A 16,599-nucleotide genomic window follows, 5' to 3' on the forward strand; every position below is an offset into this window, starting at 1 on the left:
CCTTTAGAGCAGACTTTGCAGCTTGCGATGCAACATCGAAACGTTGCTTCCCTTTGCTACAAACCCTGTAAGGGTCTCTGTAAGAAGGGCCGAGACTTTATCAGCTTCAGCTTTGCTTGGGAAGCCCCCAAACACACAACTTCCAGTTCCGGTTAATTTTGCTTCGGTAAATTTACCTAACAAATTCAAAGCGTTACGTACTTCTGGATAACGCCTTGCTACAACCGGTAAGCAGTCATTTCGACTGTTTCCCTTGGGAACGGGGCGCACTTTAATGGGAGGAGAGTTACGTGTCAACAGTGGATCTGAAAAAATTTCTGCTGTACTTACAGATACTTGCGGAACAAGCACGACATACCACGGCTCTTCGGGGTATTCGGGGGTGAGTTTTTCCCCTACGCCCTCGGCGAAAGCCGCGTGCCCACGCACGAAAACCGGGACGTCGGCGCCCAGCGTCAGGCCCAGCGCTGCCAGGCGATCATCGTCCCAGCCCAGTTGCCATAAATGATTCAGACCCAGCAATGTGGTGGCGGCATTCGAGCTGCCGCCACCGATTCCACCGCCCATGGGCAAAATTTTATCGATCCAGATATCGATGCCGAGCCGGCAACCGGATTGCTCCTGAAGTTTTTTCGCCGCCTTCACGATCAAGTTGCTGTCGTGAGGGACGCCTTCGAATTCGGTATGCAGCTTGATCACGCCATCGTCGCGCACGGCGAAGGTCAGTTCATCGCCGTAGTCGAGAAATTGAAACAGTGTTTGCAACTCGTGATAGCCGTCTTCACGGCGACCGAGAATGTGCAGCATCAGATTGAGCTTGGCCGGGGAGGGCAGGGTCAATGTTTGTCCGGTCACGTTATTGCCCCAGCTTGCGCGGTTGCCAGTCCTTGATCACCAGCGTGACGTCAAGGTCGGTGCCGTGCAGCTTGATGCGCTCGGGCAGCCAATAGCCGCTTTGTTCCACATAGCTCAAATACTCCACCTGCCAGCCATCTTGTTCCAGCGTTGCCAGGCGGCTGTCGCTATTGAGGCTCAGGCGACTCTTGCTGTCAGGCGCGGGCAGACCGCGTACCCACCAGACCAGGTGAGACACCGGCAGCTTCCAGCCAATCTGTTCTTCCAGCAGCGCTTCCGGCGAGGTCGCTTCATAACGCCCCTGGTTGGCCACTTCGAGGCTGACTTGCCCCGGTCGACCCGTCAGGCGCGCCGCGCCACGTCCCAGCGGGCCGGACAGGCGAATATCGTAGTAATCCTGGCGTTGCAGCCAGAACAAGGTGCCGCTGCCGGAGTCCTTCGGCGCGCGAACCCCCACTTTGCCTTCGATCTGCCAGCCATCGATGCTGCTGAGCTTGTCCTTGTGTTGTTTCCATTGCGCCGGGTTGCCCTGGCCTTCAACGGATTCACGGGCGCCGAAACCCGCGCAACCGGCGAGCAGGGCGATAAAGCTGAAAATAATAATGTGGCGCAAGAACATAAGCTTAAAGGGTCTCGGATCCGGTCAGGCGTTTGATGGTGCCGCGCAGGATGGGGCTTTCGGGTTGTTCCTTGAGGAATTTTTCCCAGATCTGGCGTGCTTCGCGTTGTTTGCCATTGGCCCACAGCACTTCGCCCAGGTGAGCGGCGACTTCCTGATCGGGGAAGCGCTCCAGCGCCTGGCGCAGCAGGCGTTCGGCTTCGTCCAGGTTGCCCAGGCGGTAATTCACCCAGCCCAGGCTGTCGAGCACGGCCGGGTCTTCCGGGTTGAGCTTGTGAGCCTGTTCGATCAACACCTTGGCTTCGGCGTAACGCGTGGTGCGATCGGACAGCGTGTAGCCCAGCGCGTTGAGGGCCATGGCATTGTCCGGGTCGCGTTTGATGATCAGGCGCAGGTCTTTTTCCATCTGTGCCAGGTCATTGCGTTTTTCCGCCTGCATGGCGCGGGTATACAGCAGGTTCAAATCGTCGGGGAATTGCAACAAGGCTTGTTGCAGCAGTTTCCAGGCGCGCTCGCTCTGATTGTTGGCCGACAAGGTCTCGGCCTGGATCAGGTACAGCTGGATCGCATAGTCCGGCTCGGCATCGCGCGCAGCCGCCAGGCGCTTTTCCGCCTCGTCGGTGCGGCCGTTGCTCATCAGGATGTCAGCCTGGCGCAACTGGGCCGGGAGGTAGTCATTGCCGGGGCCGACTTGGGCGTATTCGAGCAGGGCAGCCTGCGGGTCGTTGCGCTCCTCGGCGATACGGCCGAGGTTCAGGTGCGCCGAGTCCACATGGCTTTCGCGCTGGATCAGCTCTTCAAGGTAACCCTTGGCCTCGTCCCAGGCCTTGGCTTCCAGGCACACCAGTGCCAGGGAGTAGCGCAGTTCGTCATCGTCCGGGTATTGCTGGACCAGGCTGGCGAACTGCACTTTGGCGTCCTCCATGCGGTCCTGCTCTACCAGCATGCGCGCATAGGTCAGGCGCAGGCGCTTGTCTTCGGGATACTTCTTGATGCTTTTTTCCAGCAGCGGAATCGCTTCCTTGCCGCGATTGAGGTTCTGCAGCAGGCGCGCGCGCAACAGGATCGGGGCGATTTCGCCTTCTTCCGGCGGATTCTGCTCCAGAAGTTTCAGCGCCGCGTCGGCTTCGTCATCCTGTTGCAGCAGCAAGGCCTTGCCGAAAATCAGCTGGCTGTTCTTCGGGTGTTTTTGCAGCAGGCGGTCGAAGCTCTTCATCAGGCCATCGCGCGTGTCCTGGTCAGTGTCGGCCGCCGACAGCGCGAGGAAGTCGAAATGGGTATCGCCCTTGCCCTGCAGCACCTTCTCCATATAGATCATGGAGTCGTCATAGCGCCCGGCGCGTGCCAGTTGAACGGCTGCCGCCCGCTGGGCTTCCAGATCGTCCGGTGCGTTTTTCGCCCAGATCAACGACGTATCCAGCGCAGCCTGGTCGGCACCCAAGTACTCGGCGATGCGGAACGCGCGCTCGGAAATCCCCGGATCCTGGGTGTTGATGGCCTGGGTCACGTAGTTATCCAGCGCAATATCGAAACGATTGCGCTGGCCGGCCAGCTCCGCGCTCAGCAGGCTGAACACCGTTTCTTCACTGAACGAGGAATAAACCTTAGGCTTTTCAGGGGCGGGGGTGCTGTCTTCCACCGGCGGCGTACCGTCCGGCGACACGGGTGCCATGGCCTGGCAGCCGCTGAGGAAGACAAAAGCAAGGAGCAACGCGGAAGATCTATTCATATAGGAAGAGGACGACTAACCTGCGGTCGGATCATCATGACACAAGCCTTCGGCCAAACATAACCGAGACTCAGCGGACGCCTTTCATAGGCACAACATATAGGGACAATAGACGACGGTGGTTGTTCTGAATCTATCGAAGTAGGACAATTGTCGGCTTCCCGACATCATCAGCGATATTGAATGGCCTTCCTCGCACTCGGTATTAACCACAAGACTGCCTCCGTAGACGTGCGCGAGCGCGTGGCGTTTACGCCGGAGCAGTTGGTTGAGGCCCTGCAGCAGCTCTGCCGGCTCACCGACAGTCGCGAAGCTGCGATCCTTTCGACCTGCAATCGCAGCGAGCTCTATATAGAGCAGGAACATCTTTCAGCGGATGTCGTACTGCGCTGGCTGGCCGATTTTCACCATTTGAGCCTCGATGACCTGCGTGCGTGTGCTTATGTGCACGAAGAAGATGCGGCAGTTCGTCACATGATGCGTGTGGCAGCCGGTCTCGATTCGCTGGTGCTGGGCGAACCGCAGATCCTCGGCCAGATGAAGTCCGCCTACGCCGTGGCGCGTGAGGCAGGCACCGTCGGCCCGCTGCTGGGCCGGTTGTTCCAGGCCACGTTCAACTCCGCCAAGCAAGTACGCACCGATACAGCCATCGGTGAAAACCCGGTGTCCGTGGCGTTTGCTGCCGTCAGCCTGGCCAAACAGATTTTCAGTGACTTGCAACGCAGCCAGGCGCTGCTGATCGGCGCCGGCGAGACCATCACCCTGGTCGCCCGTCACCTGCATGACCTGGGCGTGAAGCGCATCGTGGTCGCCAACCGTACCCTGGAGCGCGCAAGCATCCTCGCCGAGCAGTTCGGCGCCCATGCTGTGTTGCTATCGGATATCCCGGCCGAACTGGTGCGCAGCGATATCGTCATCAGCTCCACGGCCAGCCAGTTGCCGATTCTTGGCAAGGGCGCGGTCGAGAGTGCGTTGAAGCTGCGCAAGCACAAGCCGATCTTTATGGTGGATATCGCCGTTCCCCGCGATATCGAACCCGAAGTCGGCGAGTTGGACGACGTTTACCTCTATAGCGTCGACGATTTGCACGAAGTGGTCGCCGAAAACCTCAAGAGCCGCCAGGGCGCCGCCCAGGCCGCTGAAGAGATGGTCAGCACGGGCGCCGAAGATTTCATGGTGCGCCTGCGTGAATTGGCGGCGGTGGATGTGCTCAAGGCGTATCGTCAGCAGGGCGAGCGCTTGCGCGACGAGGAGCTGATCAAGGCTCAGCGTTTGTTGGCCAACGGCAGCAGCGCCGAAGAAGTGCTGATGCAACTGGCTCGCGGTCTCACCAACAAGCTGCTCCACGCACCCAGCGTACAATTGAAAAAGCTTACTGCCGAAGGCCGCCTCGATGCGCTGGCCATGGCCCAGGAACTCTTTGCCCTCGGTGAGGGCGCGTCAGATAGCTCTTCGGATAAAAAATCGCAATGAAAGCGTCACTGCTCAATAAACTGGACGTGCTCCAGGACCGTTTCGAAGAACTGACCGCTTTGCTCGGCGATGGCGAAGTCATCTCCGATCAAACCAAGTTCCGTGCCTATTCCAAGGAGTACGCCGACGTTGAGCCGGTGGTGGCTACCTACAAGAACCTGCTCAAAGTGCAGGCCGACCTTGAAGGCGCCCAGGCACTGCTTAAGGACAGCGACCCGGACATGCGCGAGATGGCCGTGGAAGAAGTTCGCGAAGCCAAGGAAAAACTCGCCGCGCTGGAAGGCGATCTGCAACGCATGCTGCTGCCCAAGGACCCGAACGACGGGCGTAACGTCTTCCTCGAAATCCGTGCCGGCACTGGCGGCGACGAGGCGGCGATCTTCTCCGGCGACCTGTTCCGCATGTATTCGCGTTACGCCGAGCGTCGCGGTTGGCGGGTGGAAATCCTGTCCGAGAACGAGGGCGAACACGGCGGCTATAAAGAAGTCATCGCGCGGGTTGAAGGCGATAACGTTTACGGCAAGCTCAAGTTCGAGTCTGGCGCGCACCGCGTACAACGCGTGCCGGCGACCGAGTCCCAAGGTCGTATCCACACTTCCGCGTGCACTGTCGCCGTGCTGCCCGAGCCGGACGAACAGGAAGCCATCGAGATCAATCCGGCGGACTTGCGCATCGATACCTACCGCTCGTCGGGCGCGGGTGGTCAGCACGTCAACAAGACCGACTCCGCCATCCGCATCACCCACTTGCCCTCGGGCATCGTGGTGGAGTGCCAGGAAGAACGTTCCCAGCACAAGAACCGCGCGCGGGCGATGTCGTGGCTGTCGGCCAAGCTCAACGACCAGCAGACCAGCGCCGCCGCCAACGCGATTGCCAGCGAGCGTAAGCTGTTGGTGGGTTCGGGCGATCGCTCCGAACGAATCCGTACCTACAACTTTGCCCAGGGCCGGGTCACCGACCATCGGGTCAACCTCACGCTTTACTCCCTGGACGAGATTCTTGCCGGTGGTGTCGACGCGGTGATCGAGCCGTTGCTCGCCGAATACCAGGCAGATCAACTCGCGGCGATAGGTGAATAAATGACCATCATCGCCAGCCTGCTGCGCGCCGCCGACCTGCCGGACTCGCCCACTGCGCGTCTGGATGCCGAATTGTTGCTGGCGGCGGCGTTGGGCAAGTCGCGCAGTTACCTGCACACCTGGCCGGAAAAAATCGTCACCAGCGAAGACGCGCTGACCTTTGCCGGTTTCCTGCAACGCCGTCGTGGCGGTGAGCCGGTGGCCTATATCCTTGGCCAGCAAGGCTTCTGGAAGTTGGACCTGGAGGTCGCGCCCCACACGCTGATCCCGCGTCCGGACACTGAATTGCTGGTGGAAGCCGCCCTGGAGTTGTTAGCGGCCACACCCGCCAAGGTCCTCGACCTGGGCACCGGCAGCGGCGCCATCGCTTTGGCCCTGGCCAGCGAACGCCCGGCCTGGCAGGTCACCGCCGTCGACCGCGTGCTGGAAGCCGTGGCCTTGGCCGAGCGCAATCGCCAGCGGCTGCACCTCACTAACGCCACGGTGCTGAACAGCCATTGGTTCAGCGCGTTGCAAGGTCATACCTATGACCTGATCATCAGCAACCCGCCTTACATCGCCGCCAATGATCCGCACCTTGTGGCGGGCGATGTGCGCTTTGAACCGGCCAGTGCACTGGTGGCCGGCCATGATGGTTTGGACGACCTGCGCCTGATCATCAAACACGCTCCCGCTCACCTGAATGCCGGTGGGCGATTGCTGCTGGAGCATGGTTACGACCAGGCCCCCGCCGTGCGCGACCTGCTGTTGAGTGAAGGTTTCGAAGACGTACACAGCCGTATCGATCTCGGCGGTCACGAGCGCATTACCCTGGGACGCCGTCCGTGCTGACCGATCAGGAGCTGTTGCGCTATAGCCGACAGATTCTGTTGCAGCATGTCGACATTGACGGCCAATTGCGCCTGAAAAACAGCCGGGCGCTGATCATCGGCCTCGGTGGCCTGGGCGCACCCGTTGCGCTTTACCTGGCGGCAGCCGGTGTGGGCGAGTTGCACCTGGCGGACTTCGACACCGTCGACCTGACCAACCTGCAACGCCAGATCATCCATGACACCGACAGCGTCGGGCAGACCAAGGTCGATTCGGCCTTGCGCCGCCTGACGGCTATCAACCCCGAGATCAAGCTGATCGCCCACCGCACCGCCCTGGATGTTGATTCACTGGCAGCCGCGGTCGAAGCGGTGGACGTGGTGCTCGATTGCAGCGATAACTTCTCCACCCGCGAAGCGGTCAACGCGGCTTGCGTCGCGGCGGCTAAACCCTTGATCAGCGGTGCAGCCATTCGCCTTGAAGGGCAGCTGTCGGTATTCGACCCGCGTCGCGCCGAAAGCCCGTGCTACCACTGTTTATACGGGCACGGCAGCGATACCGAACTCACTTGCAGCGAAGCCGGCGTGGTCGGCCCGCTGGTGGGGCTGGTCGGCAGCTTGCAAGCGCTGGAAGCCTTGAAACTGCTGGCCGGGTTCGGTGAGCCGTTGGTGGGCCGCCTGTTGCTCATCGATGCCTTGACCACGCGCTTTCGCGAATTGCGCGTCAAGCGTGACCCCGGTTGTAGCGTCTGCGGGACTCAGCATGGTTAAGGGCGCGCCTATTGGTGTGTTCGACTCCGGTGTCGGCGGTTTGTCGGTATTGGACGAAATCCAGCAATTGTTGCCCCATGAGTCGTTGCTGTACGTGGCCGACTGCGGGCATATCCCCTATGGAGAGAAAACGCCCGCGTTCATTCGCGAGCGATCGCGGTTGGTTGCCGAGTTTTTCCGCGAAAAGGGCGCCAAGGCCTTTGTGATCGCTTGCAATACCGCGACGGTCGCGGCGGTTGCTGACTTGCGCCAGGATTATCCCGACTGGCCACTGGTGGGCATGGAGCCGGCCGTCAAACCGGCCGCCGCAGCGACCCGTAGTGGCGTGGTCGGCGTGCTTGCCACCACCGGTACCTTGCAAAGCGCCAAATTCGCGGCATTACTCGACCGTTTCGCGACGGATGTGCGGGTCATTACCCAACCCTGCCCAGGGCTGGTGGAACTGATTGAAACCGGCGACCTGAACAGCCCCGCCCTGCGCAAGATGTTGCAGGGATACATCGAGCCGCTGCTCAGCGCCGGCTGTGACACCATCATCCTTGGCTGCACCCACTACCCCTTCCTCAAGCCACTCCTGGCGCAGATGTTGCCTCCCAGCATCATCCTCATCGACACCGGCGCTGCCGTGGCCCGCCAGCTCAAGCGTTTGCTGGGCGAGCGCGACCTGTTGGCCGACGGCAAGCCTGAACCTGCACAGTTCTGGACCAGTGGCGATGTGTATCAGCTAAGAAATATCCTACCGACACTATGGAAATATCCGGGCGTTGTGCGAAGCTTTGGTGCGTGAAAATTTCGTGAAATTCCGGTGTTATCCACTGGAACTTCTGACTACACGCCAGCTTCTATAGCGAGATAGCCTGTACAAAACCATATAACTTCGTTCGGAAAGGATGTTTCTTATGAAGCGCTTGTTCTGTTTGGCTGCGATTGCGGCCGCAGTAGTGGGGCACTCTGTTTCAGCGCAGGCCGCTGGCCTGGAGTTGGGTGTGGGGGGCACCAGCGATTCGACCATGACCTATCGGCTGGGGCTGACATCGGACTGGGATAAAAGCTGGTGGCAGAGCGATACCGGTCGATTGACCGGTTACTGGAGCGGCGCCTACACCTATTGGGACGGAGACAAGCGCGCCAGCGTTAGCAGCCTGTCGTTCTCGCCGGTGTTCGTGTACGAGTTTGCCGGGGAAAAGGTCAAGCCTTATATCGAAGCCGGGATTGGTGTTGCGGTGTTCTCGCGCACCAAAGTGGAAGACAACAACATCGGCCAGGCTTTCCAGTTCGAAGACCGTCTGGGTTTCGGCCTGCGCTTCGCGGGTGGGCATGAAGTGGGCATTCGTGCCACGCATTATTCCAACGCCGGCATCAGCAGCAATAACGATGGTGTAGAGAGTTACGCGCTGCATTACACCATGCCGCTGTAACCTTCAGGCCGTTGAAGATCCCCTGTGGGAGCGGGCTTGCTCGCGAAAGCGGTGTGTCAGTTGGTAAATGTCTGACTGATACACCGCTTTCGCGAGCAAGCCCGCTCCCACATTTAGATCCCCGCTCATTTCATGATCAGCGATACGCCGTCGCAATCCCTTCGCGTTCGGTCAGGCACTCCGGCGCTCCCATCTCGAATTCCCGGCAGATCAGCGGCCGTCGCTCGTAGATCGTACACATCATCGTGTCCCGATCCAGCGCCGCGCACCAGCCGTCGTCCAGGCGCAGCATCACTTCGCCGCCCCAGTCATCGGTGTCGATATAGCGCTCCGGCACGCCGGTGTCGGTGATCAGCATGACCTCCAACTGACAGCAGCAAGCCGCGCAGGTCGAGCAGGTGACCGCGGGTTCGGTGATTTGGGTGTGGGGGATGTTCGTCATAGGGGGCAGTGTAAGGCAAGCGGGTGATACAGGTGTGAAACGACTGACAGGCGTCAGCGTGCCAATCGGTGCAACCCTACAAACACCACCGCCCACAGCAGCGCCAGGACAACCATCGTCGGCGCGAGGGCGAAGCCAAATTTCACCCCCGCCAATTGGCTGCCTGCAAAGTAGGAAAGCGGGCCGCCCACTGCGCCCAATATTGCCGCACGCCACCAGGGACGGGCGCTCCAGGCCAGGCAATGGCGCAATGTCGTCGCCAGCAACGCCCACAACAGGATCAACCAGAAGGGAATCAGCGGCCCCGGTTCCGTGAACTGGAACACGCCCAGCGCACGCAACGTGGTATCCAATAACGTGCCTACGACCGTTACGCTCAGGATCAGCTTGCCGTCGGCGGCCCACGAACTTATCCACAGCAGATGAATGGCAAGTACGGCCAGCCCGACCAGTAGCCACACGCTGTCACCGCCAAGCACACAAGCAAACCAGCCGCACTGAAACAGCACGGCGTTGGCCAGTGTCTTAAGCACTGAAACGACCGAGCAGCGGCGGGTTGATCGCGGATGGTTTGGCCAACAGCAATTGCGCGGTGCCGATGGTGCGCTCCATAAAGCCACCTTCGCAGTAGCACAGGTAAAACTCCCACAACCGCAGGAAGTATTCGTCGTAGCCCAATTCTGCCAGGCGGCCGTGCGCGCGGCGAAAATTCTCATGCCACAGGCGCAAGGTGCGCGCGTAGTGCAGGCCGAAATCTTCCATGTGCAGCAGGTTCATATCGGTGTCGCGGCTGACGATCTGCAGCATTTTTTGCACGCAGGGCAGGGCGCCGCCCGGGAAGATATAGCGCTGGATAAAGTCGACGTTGGTTTTGGCCTGTTCGTAGCGTTGGTCGCGAATGGTGATGGCTTGCAGCAACATCAGGCCGTCGCTCTTGAGCAGGTGCGCGCACTGTTTGAAGTAGGTCGGCAGGAAGCGATGACCCACCGCCTCGATCATCTCGATCGACACGAGCTTGTCGTACTGGCCCGTAAGGTCGCGGTAATCCTGTAACAGCAGCGTGACTTGATCCTGCAGCCCCAGGGCGACGATGCGTTTTTCAGTGTAGGCAAACTGCTCTTTGGACAAGGTCGTGGTGGTGACCTTGCAGCCATACTGCTGCGCCGCATACAGCGCCATGCTGCCCCAGCCGGTGCCGATTTCCAGCAGGTGGTCGCTGGGCTTGAGGGCGAGCTTCTGGCAGATGCGCTCCAATTTATTCAGTTGCGCCTGTTCCAGGGTGTCGTCGGCGGTCAGGAATTGCGCCGCCGAGTACATCATGGTCGGGTCGAGGAACTCTTCGAACAGGTCATTGCCCAGGTCATAGTGGGCGGCAATGTTTTTCTGCGAGCCCTTGCGCGTATTGCGGTTGAGCCAGTGCAGGCCCTGGGTGAACGGACGTGTCAGGCGTGCCAGGCCACCTTCCATTGCATCGAGTACGTCGAGGTTACTGACCATCACGCGCACCACCGCCGTGAGGTCCGGGCTGCTCCAGTAACCGTGGATAAAGGCTTCACCGGCACCGATGGAACCGTTGGCCGCCACCAGGCCCCACACGGCCGAATCCAGGATCTGGATCTCCCCCAACAGATGCGCTTCCCGTGCACCGAATACCTGGCGCTCGCCGTCCTCGATCACCACCAACTGACCATGGCGCAACTGGCTGAGTTGCCGCAGCACGGCCTTGCGCAGCAGCGCGGCGGTCATGCCGTTGACGTTCAGGCGATGGGTTTTGACCGATAAGCTAGGGGATTTCATGGCGGCGATCCTTGGTGTACCCGACTGCGGTGCGAGAGGCGCCATCGGCGGCCCGGTGGGAAAAAATCGGTGTGCGTTTGAGCAACAGGCGCAGGGCCTGCCAATAGATCGCGAGGCAGGTCTTGGCGGTCATCCAGGGAAAGCGCCACAAGTAGCGGTGCAGGCTGGTGCGGTTCAGCGTCTCTTTCTGCAGGCTCAAGGTGGCGTCGAAGACTTTCAATTCGCCCTGCCAATCGGCCATGTGCACGCCGAGTTTGGCGGCGGGCGGGCTGAAGCTCATGCGGTATTCCAGGTCGCGCGGCAAGAATGGTGACACATGGAAGGCCTTGGCGACGGCGAAGTGCTGGTGCTCATTCGCGTTCAGTGCCTGGGCCGGCAGCACGTAGTGATAACGCTCGCGCCACGGGGTGTTGGTCACTTCACACAGGATCGCGGCCAGACGTCCGTCGGCCTCGAAGCAGTAGAAGAAACTCACGGGATTAAAAGCCAGGCCCCAACTGCGGGCCTGGGTCAGTAGGCAGATAACGCCCTGGGGTGTACGCCCCAGTGCCTTGCCGACTTCCTGGCGCACGGCATCGCTCAAGCTCATGCCGGTGCGCGTCAATTCACGCAGGTAGTCCTGCTGGCGAAAACCGAAAGGCGCCAGGCGGCTGCGCCCGGCCAGGGGCGTAAGCCCGAGCACTTCGTGTTCCTCGCTCAGGTCCAGGTACAGCAGGCCGATGCGGTACCGAAAGGCGTGGGCCTTGGGCGCAAACCGGCGATGGGCAATCCAGCCGCTGTACAGGGCGCTGTTCACAGGGCTTCTCCAAACGCCTGGGCCACGTGCAGGGCGCTGACCACGCCGTCTTCGTGGAAACCGTTGGCCCAGTAGGCACCGCAGTAGAAGGTGTTGCGCACGCCGGATATTTCTTCCCGGCGTCCCTGGGCCGCCACTGCCGCCAGACTGTATTGCGGGTGGGCGTAGGTGTAGCGGGCAAGAATCTTCAGCGGGTTGATCATCGGCGTCTGGTTGAGGCTGACGCAAAACGTGGTGTCGCTGTCGATGCCTTGCAGGATGTTCATGTCATAGGTGACCGCCGCCTGCGTCTGACGGTTGGGGGTGAGCCGGTAGTTCCAGCTGGCCCAGGCCAATTGGCGGTCGGGTAACAGGCGCGTGTCGGTGTGCAGCACGACATCATTGTCGGCATAGGGCAGTGCGCCCAATATTTGCAGCTCGGACTCGCTGGGGTCGCCGAGCAACGCCAGCGCTTGGTCGCTGTGGCAGGCAAACACCACCTTGTCGAAGGCTTCGGTGCCGGCGGCACTGTGGACCACCACGCCCTCTTCATTGCGCTCCACCAGATGCACCGGGCAATCGAGGCGGATATGTTCGCGAAAGTTGCGGGTCAGGGGTTCGATATAGCTGCTTGAGCCACCCTCGATCACACACCACTGTGGCCGGTTGTTCACCGAGAGCAGCCCGTGATTCTTGAAAAAGCGCACAAAGAACTGCAGCGGAAATTTCAGCATGTCCACCAGCGACATCGACCAGATCGCGGCACCCATCGGCACGATGTAATGCAGGATGAACCGCGGGCCATAGCCTTTCGCTTCGAGGTAATCCCCCAGCGTCATGTCGGCGCTGATGCGTTGCTCTTGCAGGTCCAGCGGTGCCTCGCGATTGAAACGCAGGATGTCGCGCAACATGCCCCAGAACCCGGGCGACAGGATGTTGCTGCGCTGGGCAAACAGGCTGTTGATGTTGTTGCCGTTGTACTCGAACCGGGTGTTTTCGTCGCACACCGAAAAGCTCATTTCAGTGGGTTTGAACTTCACCCCGATCTGCCCTAACAGGCGGATGAAGTTCGGGTAGGTCCAGTCGTTGAACACGATAAAACCGGTGTCTATCGCGTAGCTTTTATCGTCGACGGTGACGTTGACCGTGTGGGTATGCCCGCCGATGCGGTTGCCCGCTTCGAACAGCGTGATTTCATGACGACGGCTGAGCAGGTAGGCACTGGTCAGCCCCGCGATGCCGCTGCCGATGATGGCGATCTTCATAGGTCGTCCTTCTTCGGCGGCGGGCTGCGCAACATGCGTTTACCGATGATCAGTTGTGCGCGGTTTGGCAGTTTCGACAGCGGCCACAGGGTGGCGATAAACAGGGCGGGAAAGGCAATTTCCAGCGGGCGTTTTTCCAGCTTGGCGAAGATGTGCCGCGCGGCTTTGTCCGCCGACCAACTGAGCGGCATGGGGAAGTCATTGCGTTCGGTCAGTGGCGTATCGACAAAGCCCGGACTGATCACGGTCACGTCGATATTTTCCGGCGACAGGCTGATGCGCAGGGACTCGAACAGGTAGCGCAAGCCAGCCTTGGAGGCGCCATAGGCTTCGGCGCGCGGCATTGGCAAGTAGGTCACGGCGCTGGCGACACCCACCAAGTGTGGCGTCTGCCCGGCGCGCAACAGCGGCAGGGCGGCTTCGATGCAATAACTGCTCGCCAGCAGGTTGGTACGAACCACGTGCTCGATGATCGATGAGTCGAACTGACGTGCGTCCACGTACTCGCAGGTGCCGGCATTGAGGATCACCGTGTCCAGCGAACCCCAGACCACGCCGATATGCTCGCCGATCTCGCGCACGGTCTGGCTGTTGGTCAGGTCGCCCGCCACCACCAGCACTTGGCCGGGGTAGCGTTGCGCGAGCGCTTCCAAAGGCCCTTTGGTGCGGGAACTGAGCGCCACATGGGCGCCGCTGTTGAGCAACTCCACGGCCAGTGCGGCACCGATACCACTGCTGGCGCCAGTCAGCCAATAACGGCGGGGCGGTGTCAGGCTCATCCCATTCTCCTTTTAAGCCAGCTGATGACGCTGCCCAGCACGGGCAAGTGTTCGTACAGCATGGCGCCGGCATCGAAATAGTCCCGGTGGCGGTACACCTTGTCGCGCCACATCAAGTGCGAGCAACCTTCCACCCGGATCACTTTGCCGTTGGCCAGGCGAGGGTGGCAAAAACTCATTTTCCAGCGCAAGTAACCTTCGCCTTCGGCGACCTGGTCGAAACTGTGGAAGTCAAAGCGCAGCTGGCTGACGTTGCTGTACAGATCGGCGAAGTAGCGGTGCAGGGCTGGCAAGCCATGGACTTCGTGCAGCGGGTCGGCGAAAGCAATGTCCTGGCTGTACAGGCTGTCGAGCAGGTGCAAGTTGTGCTTGTCCAGCGCGGTGAAGGCCTGGGCGAAGCGGCGCAGGAAGTCACTCATAGTCGCCCCCTGCGGCTTGGCGCGAGGGCAGGTTGCGGAAAGCGGCCAGCGCACGTTCACGGGATTTTTTCAGGTCGACGATCGAGCGCGGGTAGTCAGCCACGCCGAACAGGCCGCCGGCGGCTTCGGGGTTGTGCACGTCCTTTTTATTCAGCGCGGCCAGTTCCGGCAGCCAGTGCTTGATGAACACGCCTTCAGCGTCGAATTTCTCCGATTGGCTCAACGGGCTGAAAATCCGAAAGTATGGCGCGGAGTCGGTGCCGGTGGATGAACTCCACTGCCAGCCGCCGTTGTTCGCCGCCAGGTCGCCGTCGATCAGGTGGCGCATGAAAAAACGCTCGCCTTCGCGCCAGTCAATCAGCAGGTTCTTGGTCAGGAACATCGCCACCACCATGCGCAGGCGGTTATGCATCCAGCCGGTTTCCAGCAGTTGGCGCATGGCCGCATCGATGATCGGCAAGCCGGTGCGCGCTTCCTGCCAGGCGGCGAGGTCCTTGGGCGCGTTGCGCCAGGCCACGGCTTCGGTTTCCGGGCGGAACGCGCGGTGGCGCGACACCCGTGGGTAACCGACCAGGATGTGTTTGTAGAACTCGCGCCACAGCAATTCATTGATCCAGGTGATGGCGCCCAGGTCGCCACTTTCGAACTCGCCGCCGTTGGTTTGCAGCGCGGCATGCAGGCACTGTCGCGGCGAAACGACGCCCGCTGCAAGGTAGGCAGACAACTGGCTGGTACCGGGTTTCGCGGGGAAGTCGCGTTCGTCTTTGTAGTAGCTGATTTGCTGATCGGCGAAGGCATCGAGGCGCCGCCGGGCTTCGTCTTCACCGGCTGGCCAGAGGGCGCGCAGGCTGTCGCTGGGTGGGGCGAAACCTTCGACTGTGTTCGGGACGGGATCGCTTTTCAGCTTGAGCGGCGCCTGGGCCTTTGGCGCTGCAACCATGCGCGGCAGGGCGCTGTGCAGGCGGGTGTAGCAGACTTTACGGAATTGGCTGAACACCTGGAAATATGTACCGGTCTTGGTCAGCACACTGCCGGGTTGGAAGAACAGTTGATCGAGGTAACGGTGGAAGGTCACGCCATCGGCTTCCAAAGCCTTGTACACGGCAGCATCACGACGACTTTCGTGAATGCCATATTCTTCGTTGACGTGCACCGACTCCGCCGACAGCTCGCGGCACAGCTTGCTCAGTACGTCGGGCGCTTGGTCCCAAGTGGCTGCGGTGCGGATCAGCAGGGGAATATTCAGCGCGCCCAGCGTTTTGCTCAGGTCTTGCAGGTTGCGCAGCCAGAAGTCCACTTTGCACGGCGCATCATCGTGGGACTGCCATTGCTGCGGCGTGATCAGGTACACGGCCGCAATCGGGCCCCGCTGGCTCGCGGCGGCCAGAGCAGTGTTGTCGTGCAGGCGCAGGTCGGTGCGCAGCCAGATCAAATGCATTTAAACAAGTCCACGCTGGATCAGCAGTTGGTGAGCCGACAACGGATCTTCGGCGACGAACAATTCGGGGAGGTCATGGGTTAATACGGACAACTCGGCCTGGTGGATGCATACCGTTGGTCCGACAATCAACTTTGGGCAACTGACGCCACTCAGAAGTTTTGCGAACGCCGACAGATGGAGCGACTTGCTCGAATAGAGCAGCACCGCACGCGGTTGCAGGTGTTCCACCGCCAGGGCCAGCTCACCGGCGGGCAGCGGCCAGTCGAACACTTCCACCGGGCAGTCGGCGCTGCTGGCGAGCCAGGCGCTGAGCCACAGGTGCGGCTCCAGGGGCAGGTCGGATTGGTTGACCAACAGCAGCGGCGCACCATGCAGCTGACGATTATTGTGGTAGATGCGCGCGCCAAACTTGCTGCGCAGCCAGGACAGGAAAAACACCCGTTCCATCTGCGCGCCGAACTGGCCTTGCCAGCGTTGTTCCAGCTCCTGCAGCAACGGCAGCAGCAGTTGCTCGCACAGGGTGCGGGGCGGGTAGAGCGCCATGGCCTGGTTGAAGGCGTCATCCACCCGGCGCTCGGTCAATTCGCTGATGGCTTGCACCAGGTTCTGGCGCAGGCTGTGCCATTCGTTTTCGACGGCATCGGGAATGGCCTGGGCGGAGTCGATCAGGCCTTTGACCTGGCTGACCGGTACGCCGCGATTGAGCCAGGTGAGGATGGTGTGGATACGTTGTACATGCTCGGCGCTGAACAGCCGATGCCCCTTGGGTGTGCGCTGGGGCACGATGAGGCCGTAACGGCGTTCCCAGGCGCGCAGGGTCACGGCGTTGACGCCGGTCTGGCGCGCCACTTCGCGGATCGGCAGCCAGCCATCTTCGAGGGCTTGGGCGAAGTCTTCGCCGGGTTCGTCTAGCAGGGCAGCTCTCATG

Annotated in this window: 18 protein-coding genes; 6 read left to right on the plus strand and 12 right to left on the minus strand. The window is 60.9% G+C overall.

The window, feature by feature from the left end:
• Nucleotides 1–3: 3 nt before the first annotated feature.
• Genes ispE through PF1751_RS03590 form a run of 3 tightly spaced genes read right to left on the minus strand, consistent with a single transcriptional unit; the run spans nt 4 to nt 3,203 of the window.
• A complete protein-coding gene (ispE, locus tag PF1751_RS03580; protein WP_197999077.1) occupies nt 4–807 on the minus strand; it encodes a 4-(cytidine 5'-diphospho)-2-C-methyl-D-erythritol kinase in 804 nt (267 codons plus the stop codon).
• Nucleotides 808–856: 49 nt separating this feature from the next.
• Nucleotides 857–1,474, minus strand: coding sequence for a lipoprotein insertase outer membrane protein LolB (gene lolB, locus PF1751_RS03585; RefSeq protein ID WP_044286614.1), 618 nt, complete (start codon nt 1,472–1,474; stop codon nt 857–859).
• Between the two features lie 4 nt (nt 1,475–1,478).
• A complete protein-coding gene (locus PF1751_RS03590) occupies nt 1,479–3,203 on the minus strand; it encodes a tetratricopeptide repeat protein (RefSeq protein ID WP_010213313.1) in 1,725 nt (574 codons plus the stop codon).
• A gap of 183 nt (nt 3,204–3,386) precedes the next feature.
• Here PF1751_RS03590 and hemA point away from each other — a divergent pair, with 183 nt between their 5' ends.
• The 6 genes from hemA to PF1751_RS03620 all read left to right on the plus strand — a co-directional run bounded on the left by hemA (nt 3,387) and on the right by PF1751_RS03620 (nt 8,753).
• Nucleotides 3,387–4,676 carry a glutamyl-tRNA reductase gene (hemA, locus tag PF1751_RS03595; RefSeq protein WP_010213311.1) on the plus strand — a complete coding sequence of 430 codons (1,290 nt, stop codon included), beginning with the start codon at nt 3,387–3,389 and terminating at the stop codon, nt 4,674–4,676.
• Nucleotides 4,673–5,755 (plus strand): peptide chain release factor 1, encoded by a 1,083-nt coding sequence (gene prfA, locus PF1751_RS03600; RefSeq protein ID WP_010213310.1) that lies wholly within the window; start codon nt 4,673–4,675, stop codon nt 5,753–5,755. Before hemA ends, prfA begins: the two co-directional genes overlap by 4 nt.
• Entirely contained in the window at nt 5,756–6,586 is an 831-nt protein-coding gene (gene prmC / locus PF1751_RS03605; protein ID WP_010213309.1) for a peptide chain release factor N(5)-glutamine methyltransferase, read from the plus strand. It abuts the gene before it with no gap.
• Complete coding sequence (locus PF1751_RS03610; RefSeq protein WP_010213308.1) at nt 6,580–7,335, plus strand: molybdopterin-synthase adenylyltransferase MoeB; 756 nt, start codon at nt 6,580–6,582, stop codon at nt 7,333–7,335. Before prmC ends, PF1751_RS03610 begins: the two co-directional genes overlap by 7 nt.
• A complete protein-coding gene (gene murI, locus PF1751_RS03615) occupies nt 7,328–8,122 on the plus strand; it encodes a glutamate racemase (protein WP_010213307.1) in 795 nt (264 codons plus the stop codon). Before PF1751_RS03610 ends, murI begins: the two co-directional genes overlap by 8 nt.
• A gap of 112 nt (nt 8,123–8,234) precedes the next feature.
• Nucleotides 8,235–8,753, plus strand: a complete 519-nt coding sequence (locus tag PF1751_RS03620; protein ID WP_010213306.1) for an acyloxyacyl hydrolase — start codon at nt 8,235–8,237, stop codon at nt 8,751–8,753.
• Nucleotides 8,754–8,889: 136 nt separating this feature from the next.
• Here the strand turns inward: PF1751_RS03620 and PF1751_RS03625 are convergent, their stop codons facing one another.
• Genes PF1751_RS03625 through PF1751_RS03665 form a run of 9 tightly spaced genes read right to left on the minus strand, consistent with a single transcriptional unit; the run spans nt 8,890 to nt 16,598 of the window.
• The gene (locus PF1751_RS03625) at nt 8,890–9,195 is read right to left on the minus strand and encodes a YkgJ family cysteine cluster protein (protein ID WP_016977069.1); all 306 of its coding nucleotides are present in this window, start codon (nt 9,193–9,195) and stop codon (nt 8,890–8,892) included.
• Nucleotides 9,196–9,248: 53 nt separating this feature from the next.
• Nucleotides 9,249–9,728 (minus strand): DUF2878 domain-containing protein, encoded by a 480-nt coding sequence (locus PF1751_RS03630; protein ID WP_042571046.1) that lies wholly within the window; start codon nt 9,726–9,728, stop codon nt 9,249–9,251.
• Complete coding sequence (locus PF1751_RS03635; RefSeq protein ID WP_010213303.1) at nt 9,721–10,992, minus strand: SAM-dependent methyltransferase; 1,272 nt, start codon at nt 10,990–10,992, stop codon at nt 9,721–9,723. The genes PF1751_RS03630 and PF1751_RS03635 overlap by 8 nt, the downstream gene beginning before the upstream one ends.
• Nucleotides 10,979–11,788, minus strand: a complete 810-nt coding sequence (locus tag PF1751_RS03640; protein WP_010213302.1) for a DUF1365 domain-containing protein — start codon at nt 11,786–11,788, stop codon at nt 10,979–10,981. The genes PF1751_RS03635 and PF1751_RS03640 overlap by 14 nt, the downstream gene beginning before the upstream one ends.
• Nucleotides 11,785–13,032, minus strand: a complete 1,248-nt coding sequence (locus PF1751_RS03645; RefSeq protein ID WP_042571047.1) for an NAD(P)/FAD-dependent oxidoreductase — start codon at nt 13,030–13,032, stop codon at nt 11,785–11,787. The genes PF1751_RS03640 and PF1751_RS03645 overlap by 4 nt, the downstream gene beginning before the upstream one ends.
• Nucleotides 13,029–13,811 carry an SDR family NAD(P)-dependent oxidoreductase gene (locus tag PF1751_RS03650; protein WP_010213299.1) on the minus strand — a complete coding sequence of 261 codons (783 nt, stop codon included), beginning with the start codon at nt 13,809–13,811 and terminating at the stop codon, nt 13,029–13,031. Before PF1751_RS03650 ends, PF1751_RS03645 begins: the two co-directional genes overlap by 4 nt.
• Nucleotides 13,808–14,230 (minus strand): nuclear transport factor 2 family protein, encoded by a 423-nt coding sequence (locus PF1751_RS03655; protein WP_010213297.1) that lies wholly within the window; start codon nt 14,228–14,230, stop codon nt 13,808–13,810. The genes PF1751_RS03650 and PF1751_RS03655 overlap by 4 nt, the downstream gene beginning before the upstream one ends.
• The gene (phrB, locus tag PF1751_RS03660) at nt 14,223–15,668 is read right to left on the minus strand and encodes a deoxyribodipyrimidine photo-lyase (RefSeq protein WP_044286615.1); all 1,446 of its coding nucleotides are present in this window, start codon (nt 15,666–15,668) and stop codon (nt 14,223–14,225) included. The genes PF1751_RS03655 and phrB overlap by 8 nt, the downstream gene beginning before the upstream one ends.
• Nucleotides 15,669–16,598 carry a MerR family transcriptional regulator gene (locus PF1751_RS03665; protein ID WP_044286616.1) on the minus strand — a complete coding sequence of 310 codons (930 nt, stop codon included), beginning with the start codon at nt 16,596–16,598 and terminating at the stop codon, nt 15,669–15,671.
• Nucleotide 16,599 lies beyond the last annotated feature (1 nt).

Source organism: Pseudomonas simiae, assembly GCF_000934565.1.
Taxonomy (GTDB): Bacteria; Pseudomonadota; Gammaproteobacteria; order Pseudomonadales; family Pseudomonadaceae; genus Aquipseudomonas; species Aquipseudomonas simiae.